This window comes from Enterobacter sp. EC_64 (assembly GCF_019584165.1).
GTDB classification, from domain to species: Bacteria; Pseudomonadota; Gammaproteobacteria; order Enterobacterales; family Enterobacteriaceae; genus Enterobacter; species Enterobacter roggenkampii.
In genome coordinates, this window is record NZ_VDAS01000022.1 from 40,383 (window position 1) to 59,955 (window position 19,573).

General features: G+C 56.0%; 23 protein-coding genes. 16 read left to right on the top strand and 7 right to left on the bottom strand.

Annotation, left to right across the window (positions count from 1 at the left end; translation table 11 throughout):
- Positions 1-49 precede the first annotated feature (49 nt).
- From argT to hisP, 5 genes are all read left to right on the top strand, one after another.
- Positions 50-832: a lysine/arginine/ornithine ABC transporter substrate-binding protein ArgT gene (argT, locus tag FHC52_RS16905; protein WP_008502593.1), complete on the top strand. Its 783-nt coding sequence runs from the start codon at positions 50-52 to the stop codon at positions 830-832.
- A gap of 226 nt (positions 833-1,058) precedes the next feature.
- Positions 1,059-1,841: a histidine ABC transporter substrate-binding protein HisJ gene (gene hisJ / locus FHC52_RS16910; protein WP_008502592.1), complete on the top strand. Its 783-nt coding sequence runs from the start codon at positions 1,059-1,061 to the stop codon at positions 1,839-1,841.
- A gap of 88 nt (positions 1,842-1,929) precedes the next feature.
- The gene (locus FHC52_RS16915) at positions 1,930-2,616 is read left to right on the top strand and encodes a histidine ABC transporter permease HisQ (protein WP_008502591.1); all 687 of its coding nucleotides are present in this window, start codon (positions 1,930-1,932) and stop codon (positions 2,614-2,616) included.
- Positions 2,613-3,329 (top strand): ABC transporter permease, encoded by a 717-nt coding sequence (locus FHC52_RS16920; RefSeq protein ID WP_008502590.1) that lies wholly within the window; start codon positions 2,613-2,615, stop codon positions 3,327-3,329. Before FHC52_RS16915 ends, FHC52_RS16920 begins: the two co-directional genes overlap by 4 nt.
- Positions 3,330-3,337: 8 nt before the next feature.
- On the top strand, positions 3,338-4,111 hold the full coding sequence (gene hisP, locus FHC52_RS16925) for a histidine ABC transporter ATP-binding protein HisP (protein WP_014832781.1): 774 nt from the start codon (positions 3,338-3,340) through the stop codon (positions 4,109-4,111).
- A gap of 98 nt (positions 4,112-4,209) precedes the next feature.
- Here the strand turns inward: hisP and FHC52_RS16930 are convergent, their stop codons facing one another.
- The 4 genes from FHC52_RS16930 to yfcG form a co-directional block, all read right to left on the bottom strand.
- Positions 4,210-4,719: a GNAT family N-acetyltransferase gene (locus FHC52_RS16930; protein WP_023294130.1), complete on the bottom strand. Its 510-nt coding sequence runs from the start codon at positions 4,717-4,719 to the stop codon at positions 4,210-4,212.
- Positions 4,720-4,763: 44 nt separating this feature from the next.
- On the bottom strand, positions 4,764-5,657 hold the full coding sequence (locus FHC52_RS16935) for a TIGR01777 family oxidoreductase (protein WP_008502587.1): 894 nt from the start codon (positions 5,655-5,657) through the stop codon (positions 4,764-4,766).
- 13 nt (positions 5,658-5,670) lie between these two features.
- Complete coding sequence (folX, locus tag FHC52_RS16940) at positions 5,671-6,039, bottom strand: dihydroneopterin triphosphate 2'-epimerase (RefSeq protein WP_008502586.1); 369 nt, start codon at positions 6,037-6,039, stop codon at positions 5,671-5,673.
- A gap of 75 nt (positions 6,040-6,114) precedes the next feature.
- The gene (yfcG, locus tag FHC52_RS16945; RefSeq protein ID WP_008502585.1) at positions 6,115-6,744 is read right to left on the bottom strand and encodes a GSH-dependent disulfide bond oxidoreductase; all 630 of its coding nucleotides are present in this window, start codon (positions 6,742-6,744) and stop codon (positions 6,115-6,117) included.
- Positions 6,745-6,884: 140 nt separating this feature from the next.
- Between yfcG and yfcF the strand changes: the two genes are divergently transcribed.
- Genes yfcF through yfcD form a run of 3 tightly spaced genes read left to right on the top strand, consistent with a single transcriptional unit; the run spans position 6,885 to position 8,747 of the window.
- Entirely contained in the window at positions 6,885-7,529 is a 645-nt protein-coding gene (yfcF, locus tag FHC52_RS16950; protein ID WP_008502584.1) for a glutathione transferase, read from the top strand.
- 56 nt (positions 7,530-7,585) lie between these two features.
- Positions 7,586-8,137, top strand: a complete 552-nt coding sequence (gene yfcE / locus FHC52_RS16955) for a phosphodiesterase (RefSeq protein WP_021241566.1) — start codon at positions 7,586-7,588, stop codon at positions 8,135-8,137.
- 55 nt (positions 8,138-8,192) lie between these two features.
- Entirely contained in the window at positions 8,193-8,747 is a 555-nt protein-coding gene (gene yfcD, locus FHC52_RS16960; RefSeq protein WP_008502582.1) for an NUDIX hydrolase YfcD, read from the top strand.
- A 3-nt stretch (positions 8,748-8,750) separates the two neighbouring features.
- Here the strand turns inward: yfcD and FHC52_RS16965 are convergent, their stop codons facing one another.
- Entirely contained in the window at positions 8,751-9,770 is a 1,020-nt protein-coding gene (locus FHC52_RS16965; RefSeq protein WP_128299487.1) for a LacI family DNA-binding transcriptional regulator, read from the bottom strand.
- A gap of 234 nt (positions 9,771-10,004) precedes the next feature.
- Between FHC52_RS16965 and FHC52_RS16970 the strand changes: the two genes are divergently transcribed.
- The 5 genes from FHC52_RS16970 to FHC52_RS16990 all read left to right on the top strand — a co-directional run bounded on the left by FHC52_RS16970 (position 10,005) and on the right by FHC52_RS16990 (position 13,987).
- A complete protein-coding gene (locus FHC52_RS16970) occupies positions 10,005-10,448 on the top strand; it encodes a PTS sugar transporter subunit IIA (RefSeq protein ID WP_220420152.1) in 444 nt (147 codons plus the stop codon).
- 80 nt (positions 10,449-10,528) lie between these two features.
- Complete coding sequence (locus FHC52_RS16975) at positions 10,529-10,801, top strand: PTS sugar transporter subunit IIB (RefSeq protein ID WP_220420153.1); 273 nt, start codon at positions 10,529-10,531, stop codon at positions 10,799-10,801.
- A 21-nt stretch (positions 10,802-10,822) separates the two neighbouring features.
- Complete coding sequence (locus tag FHC52_RS16980) at positions 10,823-12,214, top strand: PTS ascorbate transporter subunit IIC (RefSeq protein ID WP_126289155.1); 1,392 nt, start codon at positions 10,823-10,825, stop codon at positions 12,212-12,214.
- Complete coding sequence (locus FHC52_RS16985) at positions 12,211-13,041, top strand: transketolase (protein ID WP_025912734.1); 831 nt, start codon at positions 12,211-12,213, stop codon at positions 13,039-13,041. The genes FHC52_RS16980 and FHC52_RS16985 overlap by 4 nt, the downstream gene beginning before the upstream one ends.
- A complete protein-coding gene (locus tag FHC52_RS16990) occupies positions 13,034-13,987 on the top strand; it encodes a transketolase family protein (protein ID WP_100121786.1) in 954 nt (317 codons plus the stop codon). The genes FHC52_RS16985 and FHC52_RS16990 overlap by 8 nt, the downstream gene beginning before the upstream one ends.
- Positions 13,988-14,098: 111 nt before the next feature.
- Here the strand turns inward: FHC52_RS16990 and pta are convergent, their stop codons facing one another.
- Together pta and ackA are read right to left on the bottom strand one after the other, a co-directional pair.
- On the bottom strand, positions 14,099-16,240 hold the full coding sequence (gene pta, locus FHC52_RS16995; RefSeq protein WP_023294122.1) for a phosphate acetyltransferase: 2,142 nt from the start codon (positions 16,238-16,240) through the stop codon (positions 14,099-14,101).
- Positions 16,241-16,316: 76 nt separating this feature from the next.
- Positions 16,317-17,519 carry an acetate kinase gene (ackA, locus tag FHC52_RS17000; protein WP_008502876.1) on the bottom strand — a complete coding sequence of 401 codons (1,203 nt, stop codon included), beginning with the start codon at positions 17,517-17,519 and terminating at the stop codon, positions 16,317-16,319.
- Between the two features lie 337 nt (positions 17,520-17,856).
- On the opposite strand from ackA, the gene yfbV reads away from it, so the two are divergent.
- The 3 genes from yfbV (at position 17,857) to FHC52_RS17015 (ending at position 19,569) form a co-directional block, all read left to right on the top strand.
- A complete protein-coding gene (gene yfbV, locus FHC52_RS17005) occupies positions 17,857-18,312 on the top strand; it encodes a terminus macrodomain insulation protein YfbV (protein WP_008502875.1) in 456 nt (151 codons plus the stop codon).
- A gap of 91 nt (positions 18,313-18,403) precedes the next feature.
- Positions 18,404-18,898: a YfbU family protein gene (locus FHC52_RS17010; protein WP_008502874.1), complete on the top strand. Its 495-nt coding sequence runs from the start codon at positions 18,404-18,406 to the stop codon at positions 18,896-18,898.
- A gap of 11 nt (positions 18,899-18,909) precedes the next feature.
- Entirely contained in the window at positions 18,910-19,569 is a 660-nt protein-coding gene (locus FHC52_RS17015; protein ID WP_021241560.1) for a sugar phosphatase, read from the top strand.
- Positions 19,570-19,573: the final 4 nt, after the last annotated feature.

A 19,573-nucleotide genomic window follows, 5' to 3' on the forward strand; every position in this document is an offset into this window, starting at 1 on the left:
AACACACAACACAATACATAATAAAATCACGGTACTTGAGGGTAAATGTATGAAGAAGACGGTTCTGGCTCTGTCTTTGCTGGTGGGGTTAAGTGCGGCAGCAGGTAGCTACGCAGCGCTTCCACAGACGGTTCGTATCGGTACAGACGCAACCTACGCGCCATTCTCTTCCAAGGATGCGAAAGGCGATTTCGTGGGGTTTGATATCGATCTGGGTAATGAAATGTGCAAACGCATTGCGGTGAAATGCACATGGGTGGGCAGCGACTTTGACGCGTTAATCCCGTCGCTGAAAGCCAAGAAAATCGACGCCATTATCTCTTCTCTTTCCATCACTGAAAAACGCCAGCAGGAGATTGCCTTCTCTGACAAGCTCTACGCCGCGGATTCTCGCCTGATTGCGCCTAAAGGCTCCCCGATTAAGCCCACCATCGACTCGCTGAAAGGCAAGCATGTCGGCGTGCTTCAGGGCTCGACGCAGGAAGGCTATGCCAATGCTAACTGGCGTGAGAAGGGCGTAGACGTGGTGGCTTACCAGAACCAGGATCTGATTTACTCTGACCTGGCGGCAGGCCGTCTGGATGCGGCATTCCAGGATGAAGTCGCCGCGAGCGAAGGCTTCCTGAAGCAGCCTGCGGGTAAAGACTACGCGTTTGCAGGCCCGTCGGTGAAAGACAAAAAGTACTTTGGCGACGGCACCGGGATTGGCCTGCGTAAGGATGATACCGAGCTGAAAGCCGCCTTCGACAAAGCCTTTGCAGAGCTGCGTAAAGACGGTACGTACGACAAACTGGCGAAGAAATACTTCGACTTCAACGTATACGGTGAATAACACCTGACGGTGACGCACCGGAAAGGTGCGTTACGGGAGAGGTTGACCCAATACGGTGCATTTGATGCACTGTATTGGATCGCTGTGTGCATACTTACGCATTAATAATGCAAAAATTCCCGCTGGAAAGGCATTAATCTTTGCCTGACTGAGGGGATTAATGGCACATTAGCACCACCCCGTCGTCGTAAAAATCCCGTATGAAGACAGTTTGTTGAGGACAAATATGAAAAAACTCGTGTTGTCATTATCACTGGTACTGGCCTTTTCCAGCGCCACCGCGGCATTCGCAGCTATTCCGCAGAAAATTCGAATTGGTACCGACCCTACCTATGCGCCGTTCGAATCGAAGAATTCAAAGGGTGAACTGGTCGGTTTTGACATCGATCTGGCCAATGAGCTGTGCAAACGCATCAAAGCACAGTGTACCTACGTTGAGAACCCGCTGGATGCGCTGATCCCGTCCCTGAAAGCGAAAAAAATCGACGTAATCATGTCCTCCCTCTCCATCACTGAAAAACGCCAGCAGGAGATTGCCTTCACCGACAAACTCTACGCGGCCGATTCACGTCTGGTGGTGGCGAAATCGTCTGATATTCAGCCTACGCTGGAATCGCTGAAGGGCAAACGCGTGGGCGTGCTGCAGGGCACCACTCAGGAAACCTACGGCAACGAGCACTGGGCACCGAAGGGGATTGAAATTGTCTCCTATCAGGGCCAGGAAAATATCTACGCTGACCTGACGGCAGGCCGTATTGATGCCGCATTCCAGGATGAAGTCGCGGCTAGCGAAGGCTTCCTGAAAACGCCGGTAGGTAAAGATTACAAGTTTGGCGGCCCGTCTATTAAGGACGTGAAGTTGTTTGGTGTGGGCACCGGTATGGGCCTGCGCAAAGAAGACAACGAACTGCGTGAGGCGCTGAACAAGGCGTTCGCTGAAATGCGCGCAGACGGCACGTACGACAAGCTGGCGAAAAAGTACTTTGATTTCAATGTTTACGGCGGCTAATCGCCCCGTCATATAACGTGCGGCCCCTCCCACGGCGGGAGGGGAAAAGACACGGTTCCACCACTCACGATACGACAGGGCTCGCGGTATGCTGTACGGATTTTCTGGCGTTATTTTACAGGGCGCGCTTGTCACCCTTGAGCTGGCTATCAGCTCCGTGGTGCTGGCGGTGCTGATAGGTCTGGCAGGCGCAGGGGCGAAGCTTTCAGCTAACAAACCCCTGGCGCTAATCTTTGAAGGCTACACCACGCTCATTCGCGGCGTTCCCGATCTGGTGCTGATGCTGCTGATTTTTTACGGTCTGCAGATTGCGCTTAACGGCATAACAGACGCGATGGGCATGGGACAAATTGATATCGACCCGATGGTGGCCGGTATTATTACCCTCGGTTTTATCTACGGCGCCTACTTCACTGAAACCTTCCGCGGTGCTTACATGGCCGTGCCGAAAGGTCACATTGAGGCGGCAACCGCATTTGGTTTTACCTCATCACAAACTTTTCGTCGGATTATGTTCCCGGCCATGATGCGCTACGCGCTGCCGGGCATCGGGAACAACTGGCAGGTTATCCTCAAAGCGACAGCGCTGGTCTCGCTGCTCGGTCTGGAAGACGTCGTGAAAGCGACTCAGCTGGCGGGTAAGAGCACCTGGGAGCCGTTCTATTTTGCGGTGGTCTGTGGCGTGATTTATCTGGTCTTTACGACCGTCTCCAATGGTGTGCTGCTTCTGCTGGAGCGTCGCTACTCCGTGGGTGTGAAGAGGGCTGACCTGTGATTGAGATTATTCAGGAATACTGGAAATCGCTGCTGTGGACAGATGGCTACCGCTTTACCGGCGTGGCGATTACGCTCTGGCTGCTGATCTCCTCCGTGGTAATGGGCGGAATTCTGGCGGTGTTTCTCGCCATTGGCCGCGTCTCGAACAATAAATTTATCCAGTTCCCGATCTGGCTGTTCACCTACGTCTTTCGCGGTACGCCGCTGTACGTGCAGCTGCTGGTGTTCTACTCGGGAATGTATACGCTTGAGATCGTAAAAGGCACTGAGATGCTGAATGCGTTCTTCCGCAGCGGTCTGAACTGTACGGTGCTGGCGTTGACGCTCAACACCTGCGCCTACACCACGGAGATTTTCGCGGGGGCGATTCGTTCTGTTCCTTACGGTGAAATTGAAGCAGCCCGGGCCTACGGCTTCTCGTCGGTGAAACTCTACCGCTGCATCATTCTGCCATCGGCCCTGCGTATCGCGTTACCTGCCTACAGTAACGAAGTGATTTTGATGCTGCACTCGACTGCGCTCGCCTTTACCGCGACGGTGCCGGACCTGCTCAAAATCGCGCGCGATATTAACTCCGCAACCTATCAGCCGTTTACCGCGTTTGGCATTGCGGCGGTGCTCTATTTAATTATCTCTTATGTTCTGATTAGCCTGTTCCGTAAGGCTGAAAAACGCTGGTTGCAGCATATAAAACCTTCTTCGACGCACTGAGAAAGATGATGGCTGAGAACAAATTAAACGTAATTGATTTGCACAAACGCTACGGCGAACATGAAGTGCTGAAAGGGGTGTCGCTGCAGGCGAATGCGGGCGACGTGATCAGTATCATCGGCTCATCCGGCTCGGGAAAAAGTACCTTCCTGCGCTGCATCAACTTCCTCGAAAAGCCGAGTGAAGGCTCAATTGTGGTGAGCGGGCAGAATATCAACCTGGTGCGTGACAAAGACGGTCAGCTGAAGGTGGCAGACAAGAACCAGCTGCGCCTGCTGCGTACGCGCCTGACGATGGTATTCCAGCACTTTAACCTCTGGAGCCACATGACGGTGCTGGAGAACGTGATGGAAGCACCGGTTCAGGTGCTGGGCCTGAGCAAGCATGAAGCCCGCGAGCGCGCGGTGAAATACCTGGCGAAAGTGGGTATCGACGAACGCCAGCAGATGAAATACCCGGTGCATCTCTCCGGCGGTCAGCAGCAGCGTGTCTCTATCGCCCGCGCGCTGGCGATGGAGCCCGAGGTGCTGCTGTTCGACGAACCGACCTCCGCGCTGGACCCTGAACTCGTTGGCGAAGTGCTGCGCATCATGCAGAAGCTGGCCGAAGAGGGCAAAACGATGGTGGTGGTGACGCACGAGATGGGCTTCGCCCGTAACGTCTCGAACCACGTGATTTTCCTGCATCAGGGGAAAATTGAAGAGCAGGGCCACCCGGACGAGGTGCTGGCAAACCCGCAAAGCCCGCGTTTGCAGCAGTTCCTTAAAGGCTCTCTGAAGTAAGAGGGCATCAGACCGCAGTGCAGCCCAATCGCCCGGTGGCGCTTCGCTTACCGGGCCTACAAAACCGTAGGCCGGGCAAACGCGGTGCCGCCCGGCATTCAGGCCGCACTACACTCCAGCCGGTACACCCAGTCGTCATAGCGCAAGCCGTCAATCTCATACGCCTTTTCCAGTACCTGCATACGCACAAACCCGGCTTTCTCCAGCACCCGTATCGACCCGCCATTGTCCGCCAGTACGTACGCATTAATCGCCTTCACGCCGGTCTGATTAAAGGCGTAATCACACACCGCGCGCAGCGCTTCGCTGGCGATACCTTTCCCCTGCGCGGCAGGCACAACCGTATAGCCGATGTCGGCCTCTTCACGATTCTCAGCGCTGATTTGCAGGCCGATATCGCCCAGCGGCGTATCATCATCCCGGGCGCGAATGACAAACACATGAGCAGCAGCGAGTCGCGCGGCAAACACGCGTCGGGTCTCTTTTTCCGGGGCGATGGCGGCCATATAGCGCATGATGCGGCGATCTTCACGCAGCGAGCGGAAGAAGGCCCAGTCAGTGGGTTCAAAAGGGGTGAGGTAAAGCCGGGGAGTGGTGATGGTTGCCATTGTTACGCCATTTCTTCGGAACATGGCCTGTCACTGTACCATATTCACCGCACCACATCCCCCAGCGCCTCTTCTAATTCATACCAGCGGAACGCAAACCCGGCCGCTTCCAGCCGTTTTGGCAGCGCTCTCTGTCCGCCCAGTACCAGAACAGACGCTTCACCCATCAGCAGCCGAATCGCCGTCGCAGGCACGCGCAATATCGCCGGGCGGTGCAGGGCATGTCCCAGCGCGTGGGCAAACTGTTCATTTCGCACCGGATACGGCGCAACCATGTTAAACGGTCCGCGCAGATCGTTATCCAGCAGCCAGAGAATCCCGTTGACCATATCGTCGATATGGATCCACGCCATATACTGACGGCCATTGCCGATGGGGCCACCGAGTCCTAGCCTGAAAGGGGGAAGCATCTTCGCCAGAATGCCACCTTTCGGCGCGAGGACGACACCTGTCCGCAGCAGGCAGACGCGGGTCCGATCGCTCTGCGCCGCGCAGGCGATACGCTCCCACTGGGCGCAGAGCTTATGGGTGAACTCGTTATGGGGAGGCTCTTCCTCGGTCACCACCACCTCGCCAAGATCGCCGTAATAGCCTACTGCGGAACCCGAAATCAGCACGGAGGGCGGCGTATGGCTGTTGCGGATCAGCTCGACCAGCTTTTCGGTAATGTTCCACCGGCTGCTGCATAACAGCTGTTTTTGCTCTTCCGTCCAGCGCTTATCGGCGATGGGTTCTCCCGCGAGGTTAATAACAGCGTCGAAACCGTCCAGATTTTGCTGCTCGGCCAGATTTTTCCAGATATCAACACCTGCCCCTAGCACCTGACGCGCTTTTTCCGGGCTGCGCGTGACCACGGTGATGTCGTGGTGCAAGGCCTGCAGACGCGCAATGAGGTGACGACCAATCAGGCCAGTACCGCCGGTCAGCAAAATCTTCATACAACCTCCAGGTTTACGCCTGGCGTTTCCAGCTTAACGTCATAGAGACGGAGTCGGCGTAACGCAGGGCGTGAAGTTTATCGATCTCAACTTCAGCATAAGTGACCCAGTGATGTTCGCGTGCGATATCGAGCACATCCTGAGTTAATTTTTCCAGCAGAGAGAAACGGTTATTCTCCACAAACTGGATAATGTTCTTGGTGATTGTGCGGTAGTTCAGCGCGTCATTGATGTCTTCGCTGGCGCGCGCTTTGTCTGCGGGGTAGTGAATCACCACGTTAATAACAATATCCTGACGGTTGGCGATCTCTTCCTCTTTGATACCGATGAAGGTACGCAGGCGTAAATTTTTTATACGAATAATGGCGTCTGGCTGTGACATTGCAGGTCTTCTCCGTGTCAGTATTTCCTGCCCATAATACATGAGAGCCTCACAGGCACCCAGCCTCATACCGGGTTAAATTTGCTGGATTTTTTGCATCGCTCGCTCGGTCGCCGGGCGGGTCCGGATGCGCTCAAACCAGTTGTTCACCGCCGGGTAAGCGGCCAGGTCAATTCGGTGTTTTTCATGCGTATTCACCCACGGCCAGCAGGCGATGTCGGCAATACTGTAATGATCGCCGCCGAGCCACGGCGTTTTCTCCAGCCGACGGTTCAGAACGTCGTAGAGCCGCTGCGTCTCAACCTGATAGCGTTCTATCGCGTAAGGAATGGGTTGCGGGGCGTAAGCGGTAAAATGATGATTTTGTCCCAGCATGGGGCCCAGCCCGCTTGCCTGCCAGAAAAGCCATTGCAGCGTATGGTGGCGCTCGCGCAGTTCGCCGCTCAGCAGCTTGCCGGTTTTCTCCGCCAGGTAGAGCAAAATTTCACCGGATTCAAACAGGCTCAACGGTCTGCCCCCGTCCGCCGGCTGGTTATCAATGATGGCCGGGATTTTATTATTCGGCGAGATAGCCAGAAAGAGAGGGCTGAACTGCTCGCCTTTGCTGATATCCACGCGAATGATCCTGTAATCCAGCTCGGCTTCTTCAAGAAAGAGGGTGATCTTATGGCCGTTTGGGGTAGGGGCATAATAAAGGTCGATCATTCTCAACTCCTGTCCATGCGAATAGTGGTGCCATGACAAATGAGTATAGGTGGTTGTTGTAAATCGTGAGTTTTCATCAAGTGACAGCGAGGCAAAGAGATTATATGTTGAGTAAAAACCGATCAGCCTATGAGGATGTTATGAACCAGCCCGTCATCACGTTGTGGTCCGATGCGAACTTCTTTTCTCCCTATGTCATGAGCGTTTACGTTGCGCTGGCCGAAAAAGGACTCGCTTTTACCCTGAAGACCGTTGATCTCGACGGCGGTGAACATCTCAAGCCGCAGTGGCAGGGTTACGACCTGACCCGTCGCGTGCCGGTGCTGGAGATTGACGGATTTGCCCTGAGCGAATCGTCGGCGATCGATGAATATCTGGAAGATCGGTTCGCCCCCCCGGAGTGGGAGCGTATCTATCCTCACGATCTGCAAAAGCGCGCCCGGGCGCGGCAGATCCAGGCGTGGCTGCGCAGCGATCTGGTGCCGATTCGCGTTGAACGCTCCACGGACGTCGTGTTTGCCGGGGTGAAAAAGCCCGCCCTCAGCGCAGAAGGCCAGGAAAGCGCGCAGAAGCTGATTGAAACCGCCTCCTTACTGCTCGCCCATGGCAACCCAAACCTGTTCGGCGAGTGGTGCATTGCGGATGCCGATCTGGCGTTGATGCTAAACCGCCTGATCCTCAACGGTGACGAGGTGCCGCAGCTGCTGGTGGATTATGCCGCGTTCCAGTGGCAGCGTGCCTCCGTGCAGCGCTATGTGGCACTCTCGGCCAAGCGCGCGGGCTGATAAGCCCTGACGCTTCAGGTATGATGGGGGCAGTCTGTTTTCCCGAGGAGTGACTGATGAAACTGATGTTTGCGTCGGATATCCATGGATCGCTGCCCGCGACCGAGCGTGTCCTTTCTCTGTTTGAGCAAAGTGGTGCGAAGTGGCTGATTATTCTGGGTGACGTGTTGAATCACGGCCCACGCAACGCGCTGCCGGAAGGCTATGACCCTGCGCAGGTCGCGGAAAAACTCAACCCGTATGCCTCGCGCATCATCGCTGTTCGCGGCAACTGTGATAGCGAAGTGGACCAGATGCTGCTGCATTTTCCCATTACCGCGCCGTGGCAGCAGGTGCTGCTCGAACATCACCGTCTGTTCCTGACCCACGGGCATCTTTTCAGCCCGGATAATCTCCCGGCCCTCGCGGCTGGCGATGTCCTGGTTTACGGTCATACTCATATTCCGGTTGCGGAAAAACGCGGTGAGATTTATCACTTTAATCCGGGCTCGGTCAGCATCCCAAAAGGCGGGTATCCTGCAAGCTACGGCATGCTGGAAGGAAATACCCTGAGCGTTATCGCACTTAATGATCAGCAAGTTATTGCGCAGGTAGCGATTAATCCGTAAGTTACACCTCAACTGCAAACGCGCCGAAAGAGCGCTTAGAAAAGAAGGTTTCCCGATGGTGGAGCAGAGTCATTTGGCAAGTACAGAGTGGGTTGACATTGTCAACGAAGAGAATGAAGTGATCGCGCAGGCCAGCCGCGAGCAAATGCGTGCGGAGCGCCTGCGTCACCGTGCGACATATATCGTTGTGCATGACGGTATGGGTAAAATTCTGGTTCAGCGCCGCACGGACACCAAAGATTTTCTCCCGGGTATGCTGGATGCCACTGCAGGCGGCGTCGTCCAGGCGGATGAAGTGCTGCTGGATTCTGCGCGTCGTGAAGCGGAAGAGGAGTTAGGCATCGCCGGCGTGCCGTTTGCCGAGCACGGTCAGTTCTATTTCGAAGACGAGAACTGCCGCGTCTGGGGCGGGCTGTTTAGCTGCGTCTCCCACGGCCCGTTCGCCCTGCAGGAAGAAGAAGTGAGTGAAGTCAGCTGGATGACGCCGGAAGAGATCACCGCGCGCTGCGACGAGTTCACGCCGGATTCGTTAAAAGCGCTGGCGCTGTGGATGACCCGCAACGCCAAAAACGAATCGACCAAATCAGAAAAAGAGGAAGAGGCTGAGTAAGCGTCAGCAGCTCTCTCTCAGACACAGGCTGGACGCGATGGGCTTTTGATCGCGCCAGTCTCCGCCATTCAGGCGCTCCAGTAGCGCTTTCCCGGCTTCGATGCCAATCTTACGATGCGGCACCGCCATGGTCGTCAGCGGCGGCTGACAGACGCGGCTCACGTCGCTATCGCCAAACCCTACCACTGCCAGATCGTCCGGCACTTTGATTCGCCTGCGCTGGCACTCGTACAGCGCGCCGCAGGCCAGCTCGTCAGAGACGCACACCAGCGCATCCAGCTCAGGCCATGCCAGCAGGAATTCGGGCAACTGCGCCGCGCCGGTCGAGAAGCTCGGCGGCATCGCCGCGTTAATGACCCGGTTAGGCGACATATGGTGGCGAAGCATGGCTTTATACCAGCCCTGCAGATGCTGCTGGAAAATCCACTGCTCCTGGTTGGCGCACAGCAGGCCAATGTTTTGATAGCCGCGCTTAATCACCATTTCCGTGAGCTCAAACATGGCCGCCACGTTATCAATCCCGATGTTCATATCAATCGGATCGGCGCGCATGGCGCCCATCTCCATCACCGGAATCGAGGCGTTTTTCAGCCAGTGGCGAACGGTGTCGGTATGTTCAACGCTGAGCAAAATCGCTGCGGCGATATTTGACGCCAGCAGCGTCTCCAGCAACTTCTCCTCCTGCTCAAGACGATGCTGGGATTCTGCCAGCATGATCTGATATCCGGCAGGCTGCAGCACCTGCTGTAGCCCGGCGAACATCTCCGAGCAGCCGGCTTCGGAGAGGTTGGGCACCACCATGGCTATTGTCCATGACGACGCCGAGGCAAGGGCACTGGCGGCAAGATTAGGCATATAACCCAGCTCATGCACGGCAGCTTCAATTTTTTCTCGTAGTTTATCGGAAACCTGTTCGGGCGTGCGAAGCGCACGGGACACGGTCATCGTGCCCACACCGGCAAGCTGTGCGACATCGGCGAGTGTCACTTTACCAGTACTGCGCCGTTTTCGGGTTAGAGACATACACCTTCCTGCTGACCAGACGCGTTCTTTTTTTCCTTCGTTTCACGTGACAGGCAGTATACGCCTTAAATCCCTTTTTTTGCTGTGATTTAGCAACGTGATTGCAATTTGATAGCGCTATCACATTTCTGCATGTTAACGATTGGTAGCGCTATCTTTGTGATCGCGATCGCAGTCAATCCGCGATGCGTTGAATAAAGTTTGCTCATCTTAAACGTGTGGCGGGAGTGAAAAGTGCTCAAAAAATGGATATATGATACAACCATCACGCTGCAGGAGAGCGTGGAAGACTGGCCGCAGGCGCTGAAGCTGTGCGCGAAGCCGCTGCTGGATTTGCAGGTGATTGAGCCTGACTACGTCACGGCCATCATCAAGCAGCACCACGCGTTAGGACCTTATTATGTGCTGGCACCAGGGCTGGCGATGCCGCATGCGCGGCCGGAGGAAGGCGCCAAAGGACTGGGGTTGTCGTTATTAAAACTAAAACAGGGCGTCGCGTTTGGTGCCGGTGAGTTTTACCCTGTCGATGTGATTATCATGCTCGCGGCACCTGACAAACATAGCCATATCGAAATGATATCCGCACTCGCAGAATTATTTTCCAGCGACGAGGAGATGGAGAAACTGCATCAGGCGAATACCCTGGAGGAAATTAAAACAATTATTAACCGCTTCTGATTTAATTCTGTAATCCGGTTTTTCACTACATTACGCGTCAGCGTGATGGGGCGTACTCTACTCAAAATAAGGGGACAACAATGAAAATCATGGCTATTTGCGGTTCCGGCCTGGGCAGCAGTTTTATGGTCGAAATGAATATTAAAAAGGTGCTCAAAAAGCTGGAGATTGAGGCTGAGGTTGAACACTCCGATCTCTCCTCGGCGACGCCGGGCGCGGCCGATCTGTTCGTGATGGCAAAAGACATTGCGGCCAGCGCCAGCGTGCCGGAGAGCCAGATGGTGGTGATCAACAACATCATCGACATCAACGAACTTGAAGCGCAGCTGCGCGCCTGGTTCGAAAGACAATAACCCTGATAAGGCGAGGTGGATATGTTTATCCTTGAAACGCTGAATTTCGTTGTTGATATTTTAAAAGTCCCTTCGGTGCTGGTGGGTTTAATTGCGTTAATCGGTCTGGTTGCGCAAAAAAAAGCGTTTTCAGACGTGGTGAAAGGGACCATTAAAACTATTCTGGGCTTTATTGTACTGGGCGGCGGTGCCACCGTGCTGGTCGGATCGTTAAATCCGTTAGGCGGCATGTTTGAACACGCTTTTACTATTCAGGGCATTATTCCAAACAATGAAGCCATTGTGTCCATTGCGCTCGAAAAATACGGTGCAGCGACCGCGCTGATTATGGCCTTCGGGATGGTGGCGAATATTATCGTCGCACGCTTTACCCGCCTGAAGTACATCTTCCTGACCGGGCACCACACGTTTTATATGGCGTGCATGATTGGCGTGATCCTGACGGTGGCGGGCTTTGAAGGCGTAGGGCTGGTCTTTACCGGGTCGCTAATCCTCGGCCTGATCATGGCTTTCTTCCCGGCGATTGCGCAGCGCTACATGAAGCGCATTACCGGCAACGATGAGATTGCCTTCGGCCACTTCGGCACGCTGGGCTACGTGCTGTCCGGTTGGATTGGCAGCAAGGTTGGCAAAGGCTCCCGCTCAACCGAAGAGATGAACCTGCCGAAGAACCTGAGCTTCCTGCGCGACAGCTCAATCTCCATCTCCCTGACCATGATGATTATCTACCTGATCCTGGCGGTGAGCGCCGGGCCCGAGTACGTCGAGGCCACCTTCAGCGCCGGTCAGAACTACCTCGTGTACGCCATCATCATGGCTATCACCTTCGCGGCGGGCGTATTCATCATCCTTCAGGGCGTACGCCTGATTCTGGCGGAAATCGTCCCGGCTTTTACCGGCTTCTCGGAAAAACTGGTGCCGAACGCGCGTCCTGCGCTGGACTGCCCGGTGGTGTATCCCTATGCACCTAACGCGGTGCTGATTGGCTTCCTGTTCAGCTTCCTCGGCGGGATTGTGGGGTTGTTCATCTGCGGTCAGTTTAGCTGGGTACTGATCCTCCCGGGCGTGGTGCCGCACTTCTTCACCGGCGCAACCGCGGGCGTGTTCGGTAACGCCACCGGCGGACGTCGTGGGGCGATGATTGGCGCCTTTGCCAACGGCCTGCTGATTACCTTCCTGCCGGTCCTGCTGCTGCCGGTACTGGGCGCCATTGGCTTTGCCAACACCACCTTCTCTGACGCCGACTTCGGCGCGGTTGGGATTGTGCTCGGCAACCTGGCGCGCTTCCTGTCGCCGCTAGCTATCACCGGGCTGGTCGTGGCGCTGTTCGCGCTGCTGGTGGCGTACAACGTCTTCGCGAAAAACAAACCTGCAGGCGGTAACGCGCAGGAAAACACCGGAGCCAAATCATGAATGAGAAAGAGATAACTGAACTCGCGCGTCAGATCCGCCTGGAGACGCTGAAATCCCTGACGCAGCTGGGCTTTGGCCACTACGGGGGCAGCATGTCGGTGGTTGAAACCCTGGCCGTGCTGTACGGCGCGGTGATGAAAATCGACCCGGCGGACCCGGACTGGCCGGAGCGAGACTACTTTGTGCTGTCAAAAGGCCATGCGGGCCCGGCGCTCTACAGCACCCTGGCGATCAAGGGCTACTTCCCGACAGAAGAGCTGAGCACGCTTAACCAGAACGGTACGCGCCTGCCCAGCCACCCGGACCGCCTGAAAACGCGCGGCGTAGATGCTACCACCGGTTCGCTGGGGCAGGGGATTTCCATCGCCGGCGGCATGGCGCTGTCGCACAGGCTGGCAGGGCGGCCGAATCGGGTCTTCTGCATCGTCGGCGACGGCGAGCTGAACGAGGGGCAGTGCTGGGAAGCGTTCCAGTTTATTGCCCACCATCGCCTGAACAACCTGACGGTGTTTGTCGACTGGAACAAACAGCAGCTCGACGGCGAGCTGGATGAGATCATCTGCGCGTTCGACCTCGAGGGCAAATTCCGCGCCTTTGGCTTTGACGTGGTGACGGTCAAGGGGGACGACATTCCGGCGCTGCTGGAGGTAACGTCCCGGGTGCCTGCCGCGGACGCTCGCCCGCGGGTGGTGATCCTTGACAGCATCAAAGGCCAGGGGGTGCCGTATCTGGAGCAGCTCAGCAACTCGCATCACCTGCGATTGACCGCGGAGAGCAAAGCGGCCCTCAACGAGACGATTCGCCAACTGGAGGCTTCACATGATTAAGGTTGCACCGGCAGGACAGAAAGACGCCGTTGAGATGCGTAAAGTTTACGCGGGCTTCGTGGCAAAGCAGATTGAGGCCGGAAGCGACATCATTGCGCTTGAAGCCGACCTGATGAGCTCGATGGCGATGGACGGCGTGGCGCGCGATTATCCGCAGCACGTGATTAACTGCGGCATTATGGAAGCTAACGTCATCGGCACGGCAGCCGGGCTGTCGCTTACCGGCCGCAAGCCGTTCGTTCACACCTTCACCGCCTTTGCCAGCCGCCGCTGCTTTGACCAGCTGTTTATGTCCCTCGACTATCAGCGTAACAACGTGAAGGTGATTGCTTCAGACGCGGGCGTGACGGCCTGCCACAACGGCGGGACGCACATGTCGTTCGAAGATATGGGCATCGTGCGCGGTCTGGCGCATTCGGTGGTGCTGGAGGTCACAGACGCGGTGATGTTCGAGGACGTACTGCGTCAGCTTATCGACCTCGACGGCTTTTACTGGGTGCGCACCATCCGCAAGCAGGCGCCGAGCGTCTATGCGCCGGGCTCGACCTTTACCATTGGCAAAGGCAACGTGCTGCGCGAAGGCAGCGATATCACGCTGATTGCCAACGGCATCATGGTGACGGAGGCGCTGGAGGCGGCGCGCCAGCTAGAGCAGGAGGGCGTCAGCGCGGCGGTCATCGATATGTTTACCCTGAAGCCCATCGACCGGATGCTGGTGAAAAACTACGCCGAGAAAACCGGGCGCATCGTGACCTGTGAAAACCACAGCATTCACAACGGGCTGGGGTCGGCGGTGGCAGAAGTGCTGGTGGAAACCTGTCCGGTGCCGATGCGGCGGGTCGGGGTCAAGGAGCGTTACGGCCAGGTGGGAACGCAGGATTTCCTGCAGAAAGAGTATGGCCTGACGGCACATGACATTGTATCGGCGGCGCGCGAACTGCTGTAAATAAAAAAGGCGACCGGTTAAGTGGTCGCCTTTTTGTTGCCCGGTGGCGCTAGCGCTTACCGGGCCTACGGTTTTGTAGGCCGGATAAGCGAAGCGCCATCCGGCAATACATTACTGCTGCTGCGAAGACTGGATCGCTGTCAGCGCGATGGTGTAAACGATATCGTCTACCAGTGCGCCACGAGACAGGTCGTTCACAGGTTTGCGCATGCCCTGCAGCATTGGCCCGATGGAGATCAGGTCGGCAGAACGCTGTACCGCTTTGTAGGTGGTGTTACCGGTGTTCAGATCCGGGAAGATGAACACGGTAGCGCGACCTGCAACCGGAGAATTCGGCGCTTTGGATTTTGCAACGTCAGCCATGACTGCAGCATCGTACTGCAGCGGGCCGTCGATCATCAGATCAGGGCGTTTTTCCTGCGCAATACGGGTCGCTTCACGCACTTTCTCTACGTCGCTACCTGCACCAGATGTGCCGGTGGAGTAGGAGAGCATCGCCACGCGTGGCTCGATACCGAAAGCGGTCGCGGAGTCTGCGGACTGGATAGCGATCTCTGCCAGCTGCTCTGCGGTTGGATCCGGGTTGATCGCGCAGTCGCCGTAAACGTAAACCTGTTCAGGCAGCAGCATGAAGAACACGGAAGAAACCAGAGAGCTGCCTGGCGCGGTTTTGATCAGCTGCAGCGGTGGACGGATGGTGTTCGCCGTGGTGTGAACCGCACCGGAAACCAGGCCGTCAACTTCGTCCTGCTCCAGCATCAGCGTGCCCAGCACCACGTTGTCTTCCAGCTGCTCACGCGCAACGGCTTCGGTCATGCCCTTGTTCTTACGCAGCTCAACCAGACGGGCAACGTAGCTTTCGCGAACCACTTCCGGGTCAACGATTTCGATGCCAGCGCCCAGCTCAACGCCCTGAGAGGCCGCTACGCGGTTGATCTCATCCGGGTTACCCAGCAGCACACAGGTCGCGATGCCGCGCTCTGCACAGATAGCCGCCGCTTTAACGGTACGTGGTTCGTCGCCTTCTGGCAGCACAACGCGTTTGCCCGCTTTACGCGCCAGCTCGGTCAGCTGGTAACGGAATGCTGGCGGAGACAGACGGCGGCTGCGCTCGGAGGTCGCGGTCAGGGATTCGATCCAGTCTGCGTTGATGTAGCCCGCAACGTATTCCTGTACTTTCTCGATACGCTCGTGGTCATCAACCGGCACTTCCAGGTTGAAGCTCTGCAGGCTCAGGGAGGTCTGCCAGGTGTTGGTGTTCACCATAAAGACCGGCAGGCCGGTAGCGAACGCGCGTTCGCACAGCTTGCTGACGCGTGGGTCCATCTCGTAGGCACCGGTCAGCAGGATCGCACCGATTTCCACGCCGTTCATTGCGGCCAGGCAGGCTGCAACCAGCACGTCAGGACGGTCTGCGGAGGTCACCAGCAGGGAACCTGCGCGGAAGTGTTCCAGCATGTGCGGAATGCTACGCGCACAGAAGGTCACGGACTTCACGCGACGGGTGTTAATGTCGCCTTCGTTAATCACGGTCGCGTTCAGGTGACGCGCCATGTCGATTGCACGGGTGGCAATCAGATCGAAGCTCCATGGCACCGCGCCCAGAACCGGAAGCGGGCTGGATTCCTGCAGCTTAGCCGGGTCAACTTTGATGACTTTCGCTTTGGACGAGTCGTCGAAGATCTCGGACAGGTCAGGGCGAGTACGGCCCTGCTCATCCACTGGCGCGTTCAGCTTGTTGACGATCACGCCGGTGATGTTGGTATTTTTCGCGCCGCCGAAGCTGCTGCGCGTCAGTTCGATACGCTCGTTCAGCTGTTCCGGAGTGTCAGTGCCCTGAGACATCACGAAAACGATCTCTGCGTTCAGGGTTTTCGCGATTTCGAAGTTCAGAGACTGGGCAAACTGGTGTTTGCGGGTTGGAACCAGACCTTCAACCAGCACCACTTCTGCGTCTTGCGCGTTAGCATGGTAGTTGGCGATGATCTCTTCCATCAGCACGTCTTTCTGGTTGCTGGAGAGCAGAGACTCAACGTGACTCATCTTCAGCGGTTCAGCCGCCGGCAGATTGGAGTTCTTGCGAACGATGGTGGTGGTCTGGTCTGGTGCATCGCCACCGGCACGTGGCTGGGCGATTGGCTTAAAGACGCTCAGACGAACGCCTTTGCGTTCCATAGCACGGATAACGCCAAGGCTGACGCTGGTCAGGCCGACGCTGGTTCCGGTAGGGATCAGCATAATAGTACGGGACACGGTTTATCCTCTTTCGTTACCGCCCAAATCGGGCGGGTTACAAAACAGCACCGCCAGCATTGCTGGCGGTGTGGAATCAGGCAGTCAGGCGGTGCGCGTCTTGCGCGATGACCAGTTCTTCGTTAGTTGGGATAACGAGAGCAGGGCGGGTGCCTTCTTTGTTGATGAAGCCAGACTTGCCGAAGCGGGCAGCCAGGTTACGCTCGTGATCAACGTCGAAGCCCAGAACGCCCAGTTTGCCCAGGGACAGTTCACGAACCATTGCCGCGTTCTCACCGATACCACCGGTGAAGATAACCGCGTCCAGACGGCCTTCCATCAGCGCAGTGTAAGAGCCGATGTATTTCGCCAGACGGTGGCAGTAAACGTCCATTGCACGTTTAGCGTCTTCTTTCTCTGCGTAGTTGTCTTCAACGTAACGGCAGTCGCTGGTGACTTCGGTCAGACCCAGCAGGCCAGACTCTTTGGTCAGCATTTTGTTGATCTGGTCAACGCTCATGCCCAGGGTGTCGTGCAGGTGGAAGATGATCGCCGGGTCGATGTCACCGGAACGGGTACCCATCACCAGACCTTCCAGCGGGGTCAGACCCATGGACGTATCAACACATTTACCATTGCGGATAGCCGAAACAGAACCACCGTTGCCCAGGTGGCAGGTGATGATGTTCAGCTCTTCAACCGGCTTGTTCAGCACTTTTGCCGCTTCCTGAGTCACATAGAAGTGGCTGGTGCCGTGCGCGCCGTAACGACGTACGCCGTGCTCTTTGTACAGGCTGTATGGCAGGGCATAGAGGTAAGACTCTTCCGGCATGGTCTGATGGAACGCGGTATCGAATACGGCCACGTTTTTGTCTTTCAGATTCGGGAAGGATTTCAGCGCTTCAGCGATACCGATCAGGTGAGCCGGGTTGTGCAGAGGTGCGAAAGAGGCAGAGTCTTTGATGCCCTGGATCACAGAGTCGTCGATCACGACGGAGCTGGTGTATTTTTCGCCGCCGTGGACGATACGGTGACCAATCGCAGTCAGCTGAGCAGACAGTTCTGGTTTTTGTGCCAGAATAGTGTTAACGATAAAGTTCAGCGCTTCACTGTGAGCGGCGCCTGCACCTAAAGCCGCTTCTTGTTTGCTGCCGTCCATCTTCCACTTGATACGTGCTTCAGGCAGATGGAAACATTCGGCCAAACCAGAGAGGTATTCGTCACCGTTGAGCGCATCGATGATGGCGAATTTCAGTGAGGAGCTACCGCAGTTCAGAACCAGTACTAACTTACTCGACATGGAAGTACCTATTATTGATACGTGGCTAAAAAAACGTCAGTGAGTCTAACAGCGTAACGCATGATGACCCGGACATTTATGATTAACATCATGCCAAACGAACATTGTGGCATGATGGAAGAAATAACTATGATTTTATGCCATTTTGCACAATTTTCAGCCAATGGCATAATATGCAATAATTTGACGAGCTAATGATTCTCGTCTAAGGCCCTATCAGGCTGGCACAGGATACCCGATACGGGGTAGTGATGACAAAATATTTTGAACGTTGTCATAGCTTGTTGTGGTTTTGCACGAAAATTTTAATTTTTATATGTGAAGTTGAGGTACAGCCATGTCGACACCAGAGAACCCGTCCGTTAATTTCTTTAGCCTGTTTCGTCGGGGACAGCATTACGCAAAGACGTGGCCGATGGAAAAGCGCCTTGCGCCGATGTTTATTGAGAATCGCACCATCCGCGCCACGCGCTATGCGATTCGCTTTATGCCGCCTGTCGCTATCTTTACGCTGTGCTGGCAGATTGCGTTGGGTGGACAGCTTGGTCCTGCCGTTGCCACGGCGCTCTTCGCATTAAGCCTGCCAATGCAGGGCCTGTGGTGGTTAGGTAAACGGTCCATCACGCCACTTCCCCCTTCTATTTTACACTGGTTTTATGAAGTGCGCGGTAAACTGGAAGAGGCCGGGCAGGCGCTCGCCCCGGTGGAAGGCAAGCCGGATTACCAGGCGCTGGCGGACACGTTAAAGCGTGCATTTAAGCAACTGGATAAAACATTCCTCGATGACTTGTGATTGATCATCGAAACGACCAAGAAAAGAGGGCACAGTAACAATCAGTTACCGTGTCTTTTTTTTAAGTGCAATGCGCTACAGGAGTCGAAAGATGGAAATGACCCATGCCCAACGTCTGATTTTGTCTAACCAGTACAAGATGATGACTATGCTTGATCCCGATAACGCTGCGCGCTACAGCCGCCTGCAAACCATCGTCGAACGCGGCTTTGGTCTACAAATGCGCGAACTGGACCGCGAGTTTGGCGAGCTGAAAGAAGAAACCTGTCGCATCGTGATCGACATTATGGAGATGTATCACGCCCTGCATGTGTCCTGGACGAATCTCAAAGATCAGCAGTCCATTGACGAGCGCCGCGTGACCTTCTTAGGCTTTGATGCCGCAACGGAAGCGCGTTATCTGAGCTATGTTCGCTTTATGGTGAATACAGAAGGGCGTTATACCCACTTTGACGCGGGCACCCACGGCTTCAACGCGCAGACCCCGATGTGGGATAAATATCAGCGTATGCTGAGCGCGTGGCACGCCTGCCCGCGTCAGTACCATTTAAGCAGCAACGAAATTCAACAAATCATTAATGCCTGACGGAGGTGCGTGTGCAGTGTAGAGGTTTTCTGTTTGATCTGGACGGTACGCTGGTGGACTCGCTGCCGGTTGTGGAGCGTTCCTGGTGCCATTGGGCTGACAGACATGGCATCGACCATCAGGACGTGCTGAATTTTATCCATGGCAAACAGGCCATCACCTCGCTACGGCACTTCCTGGCCGGACGCTCTGAGGAGGACATTCAGGCGGAGTTCAAGTACCTGGAACACATTGAAGCCACCGATACGGACGGCATCACCGCGTTACCGGGCGCGCGCGAACTGCTTGAGCATCTGAACGAGGCGCAGATCCCGTGGGCTATTGTCACCTCCGGTTCCGTGCCGGTGGCCCACGCCCGGCACAAGGCTGCAGGGTTGCCAACGCCGGACGTGTTTATCACGGCGGAGCGCGTGAAGCGGGGTAAACCGGAGCCTGACGCATTTTTACTGGGCGCTGAACTGCTGGGCCTGGACCCTGCAGAGTGCGTGGTGGTCGAAGATGCGGCGGCTGGCGTACTGGCCGGGCTGAACGCAGGAAGCCACGTCATCGCCGTTAACGTTCCGGCGGAATCTCCCCGCCTGGACGAGGCAGACCTGGTGCTGGATTCACTGACGGCACTGTCTGTTTCAAAAGCCTCTGACGGAGTTGTAACCGTCTCGCTAAAAATGTAATCCC

Coding starts and splice junctions, on each gene's coding strand:
- FHC52_RS16980 (WP_126289155.1), top strand. CDS start 10,823: ATGTTTATCCTTGAAACGCTGAATTTCGTTGTTGATATTTTAAAAGTC.
- yfcG (WP_008502585.1), bottom strand. CDS start 6,744: ATGATCGACCTTTATTATGCCCCTACCCCAAACGGCCATAAGATCACC.
- FHC52_RS16985 (WP_025912734.1), top strand. CDS start 12,211: ATGAATGAGAAAGAGATAACTGAACTCGCGCGTCAGATCCGCCTGGAG.
- yfbV (WP_008502875.1), top strand. CDS start 17,857: ATGTCGACACCAGAGAACCCGTCCGTTAATTTCTTTAGCCTGTTTCGT.
- FHC52_RS16915 (WP_008502591.1), top strand. CDS start 1,930: ATGCTGTACGGATTTTCTGGCGTTATTTTACAGGGCGCGCTTGTCACC.
- folX (WP_008502586.1), bottom strand. CDS start 6,039: ATGTCACAGCCAGACGCCATTATTCGTATAAAAAATTTACGCCTGCGT.
- hisP (WP_014832781.1), top strand. CDS start 3,338: ATGGCTGAGAACAAATTAAACGTAATTGATTTGCACAAACGCTACGGC.
- hisJ (WP_008502592.1), top strand. CDS start 1,059: ATGAAAAAACTCGTGTTGTCATTATCACTGGTACTGGCCTTTTCCAGC.
- yfcD (WP_008502582.1), top strand. CDS start 8,193: ATGGTGGAGCAGAGTCATTTGGCAAGTACAGAGTGGGTTGACATTGTC.
- FHC52_RS16965 (WP_128299487.1), bottom strand. CDS start 9,770: ATGTCTCTAACCCGAAAACGGCGCAGTACTGGTAAAGTGACACTCGCC.
- ackA (WP_008502876.1), bottom strand. CDS start 17,519: ATGTCGAGTAAGTTAGTACTGGTTCTGAACTGCGGTAGCTCCTCACTG.
- FHC52_RS16990 (WP_100121786.1), top strand. CDS start 13,034: ATGATTAAGGTTGCACCGGCAGGACAGAAAGACGCCGTTGAGATGCGT.
- FHC52_RS17010 (WP_008502874.1), top strand. CDS start 18,404: ATGGAAATGACCCATGCCCAACGTCTGATTTTGTCTAACCAGTACAAG.
- FHC52_RS16935 (WP_008502587.1), bottom strand. CDS start 5,657: ATGAAGATTTTGCTGACCGGCGGTACTGGCCTGATTGGTCGTCACCTC.
- FHC52_RS16930 (WP_023294130.1), bottom strand. CDS start 4,719: ATGGCAACCATCACCACTCCCCGGCTTTACCTCACCCCTTTTGAACCC.
- argT (WP_008502593.1), top strand. CDS start 50: ATGAAGAAGACGGTTCTGGCTCTGTCTTTGCTGGTGGGGTTAAGTGCG.
- FHC52_RS16975 (WP_220420153.1), top strand. CDS start 10,529: ATGAAAATCATGGCTATTTGCGGTTCCGGCCTGGGCAGCAGTTTTATG.
- yfcF (WP_008502584.1), top strand. CDS start 6,885: ATGAACCAGCCCGTCATCACGTTGTGGTCCGATGCGAACTTCTTTTCT.
- yfcE (WP_021241566.1), top strand. CDS start 7,586: ATGAAACTGATGTTTGCGTCGGATATCCATGGATCGCTGCCCGCGACC.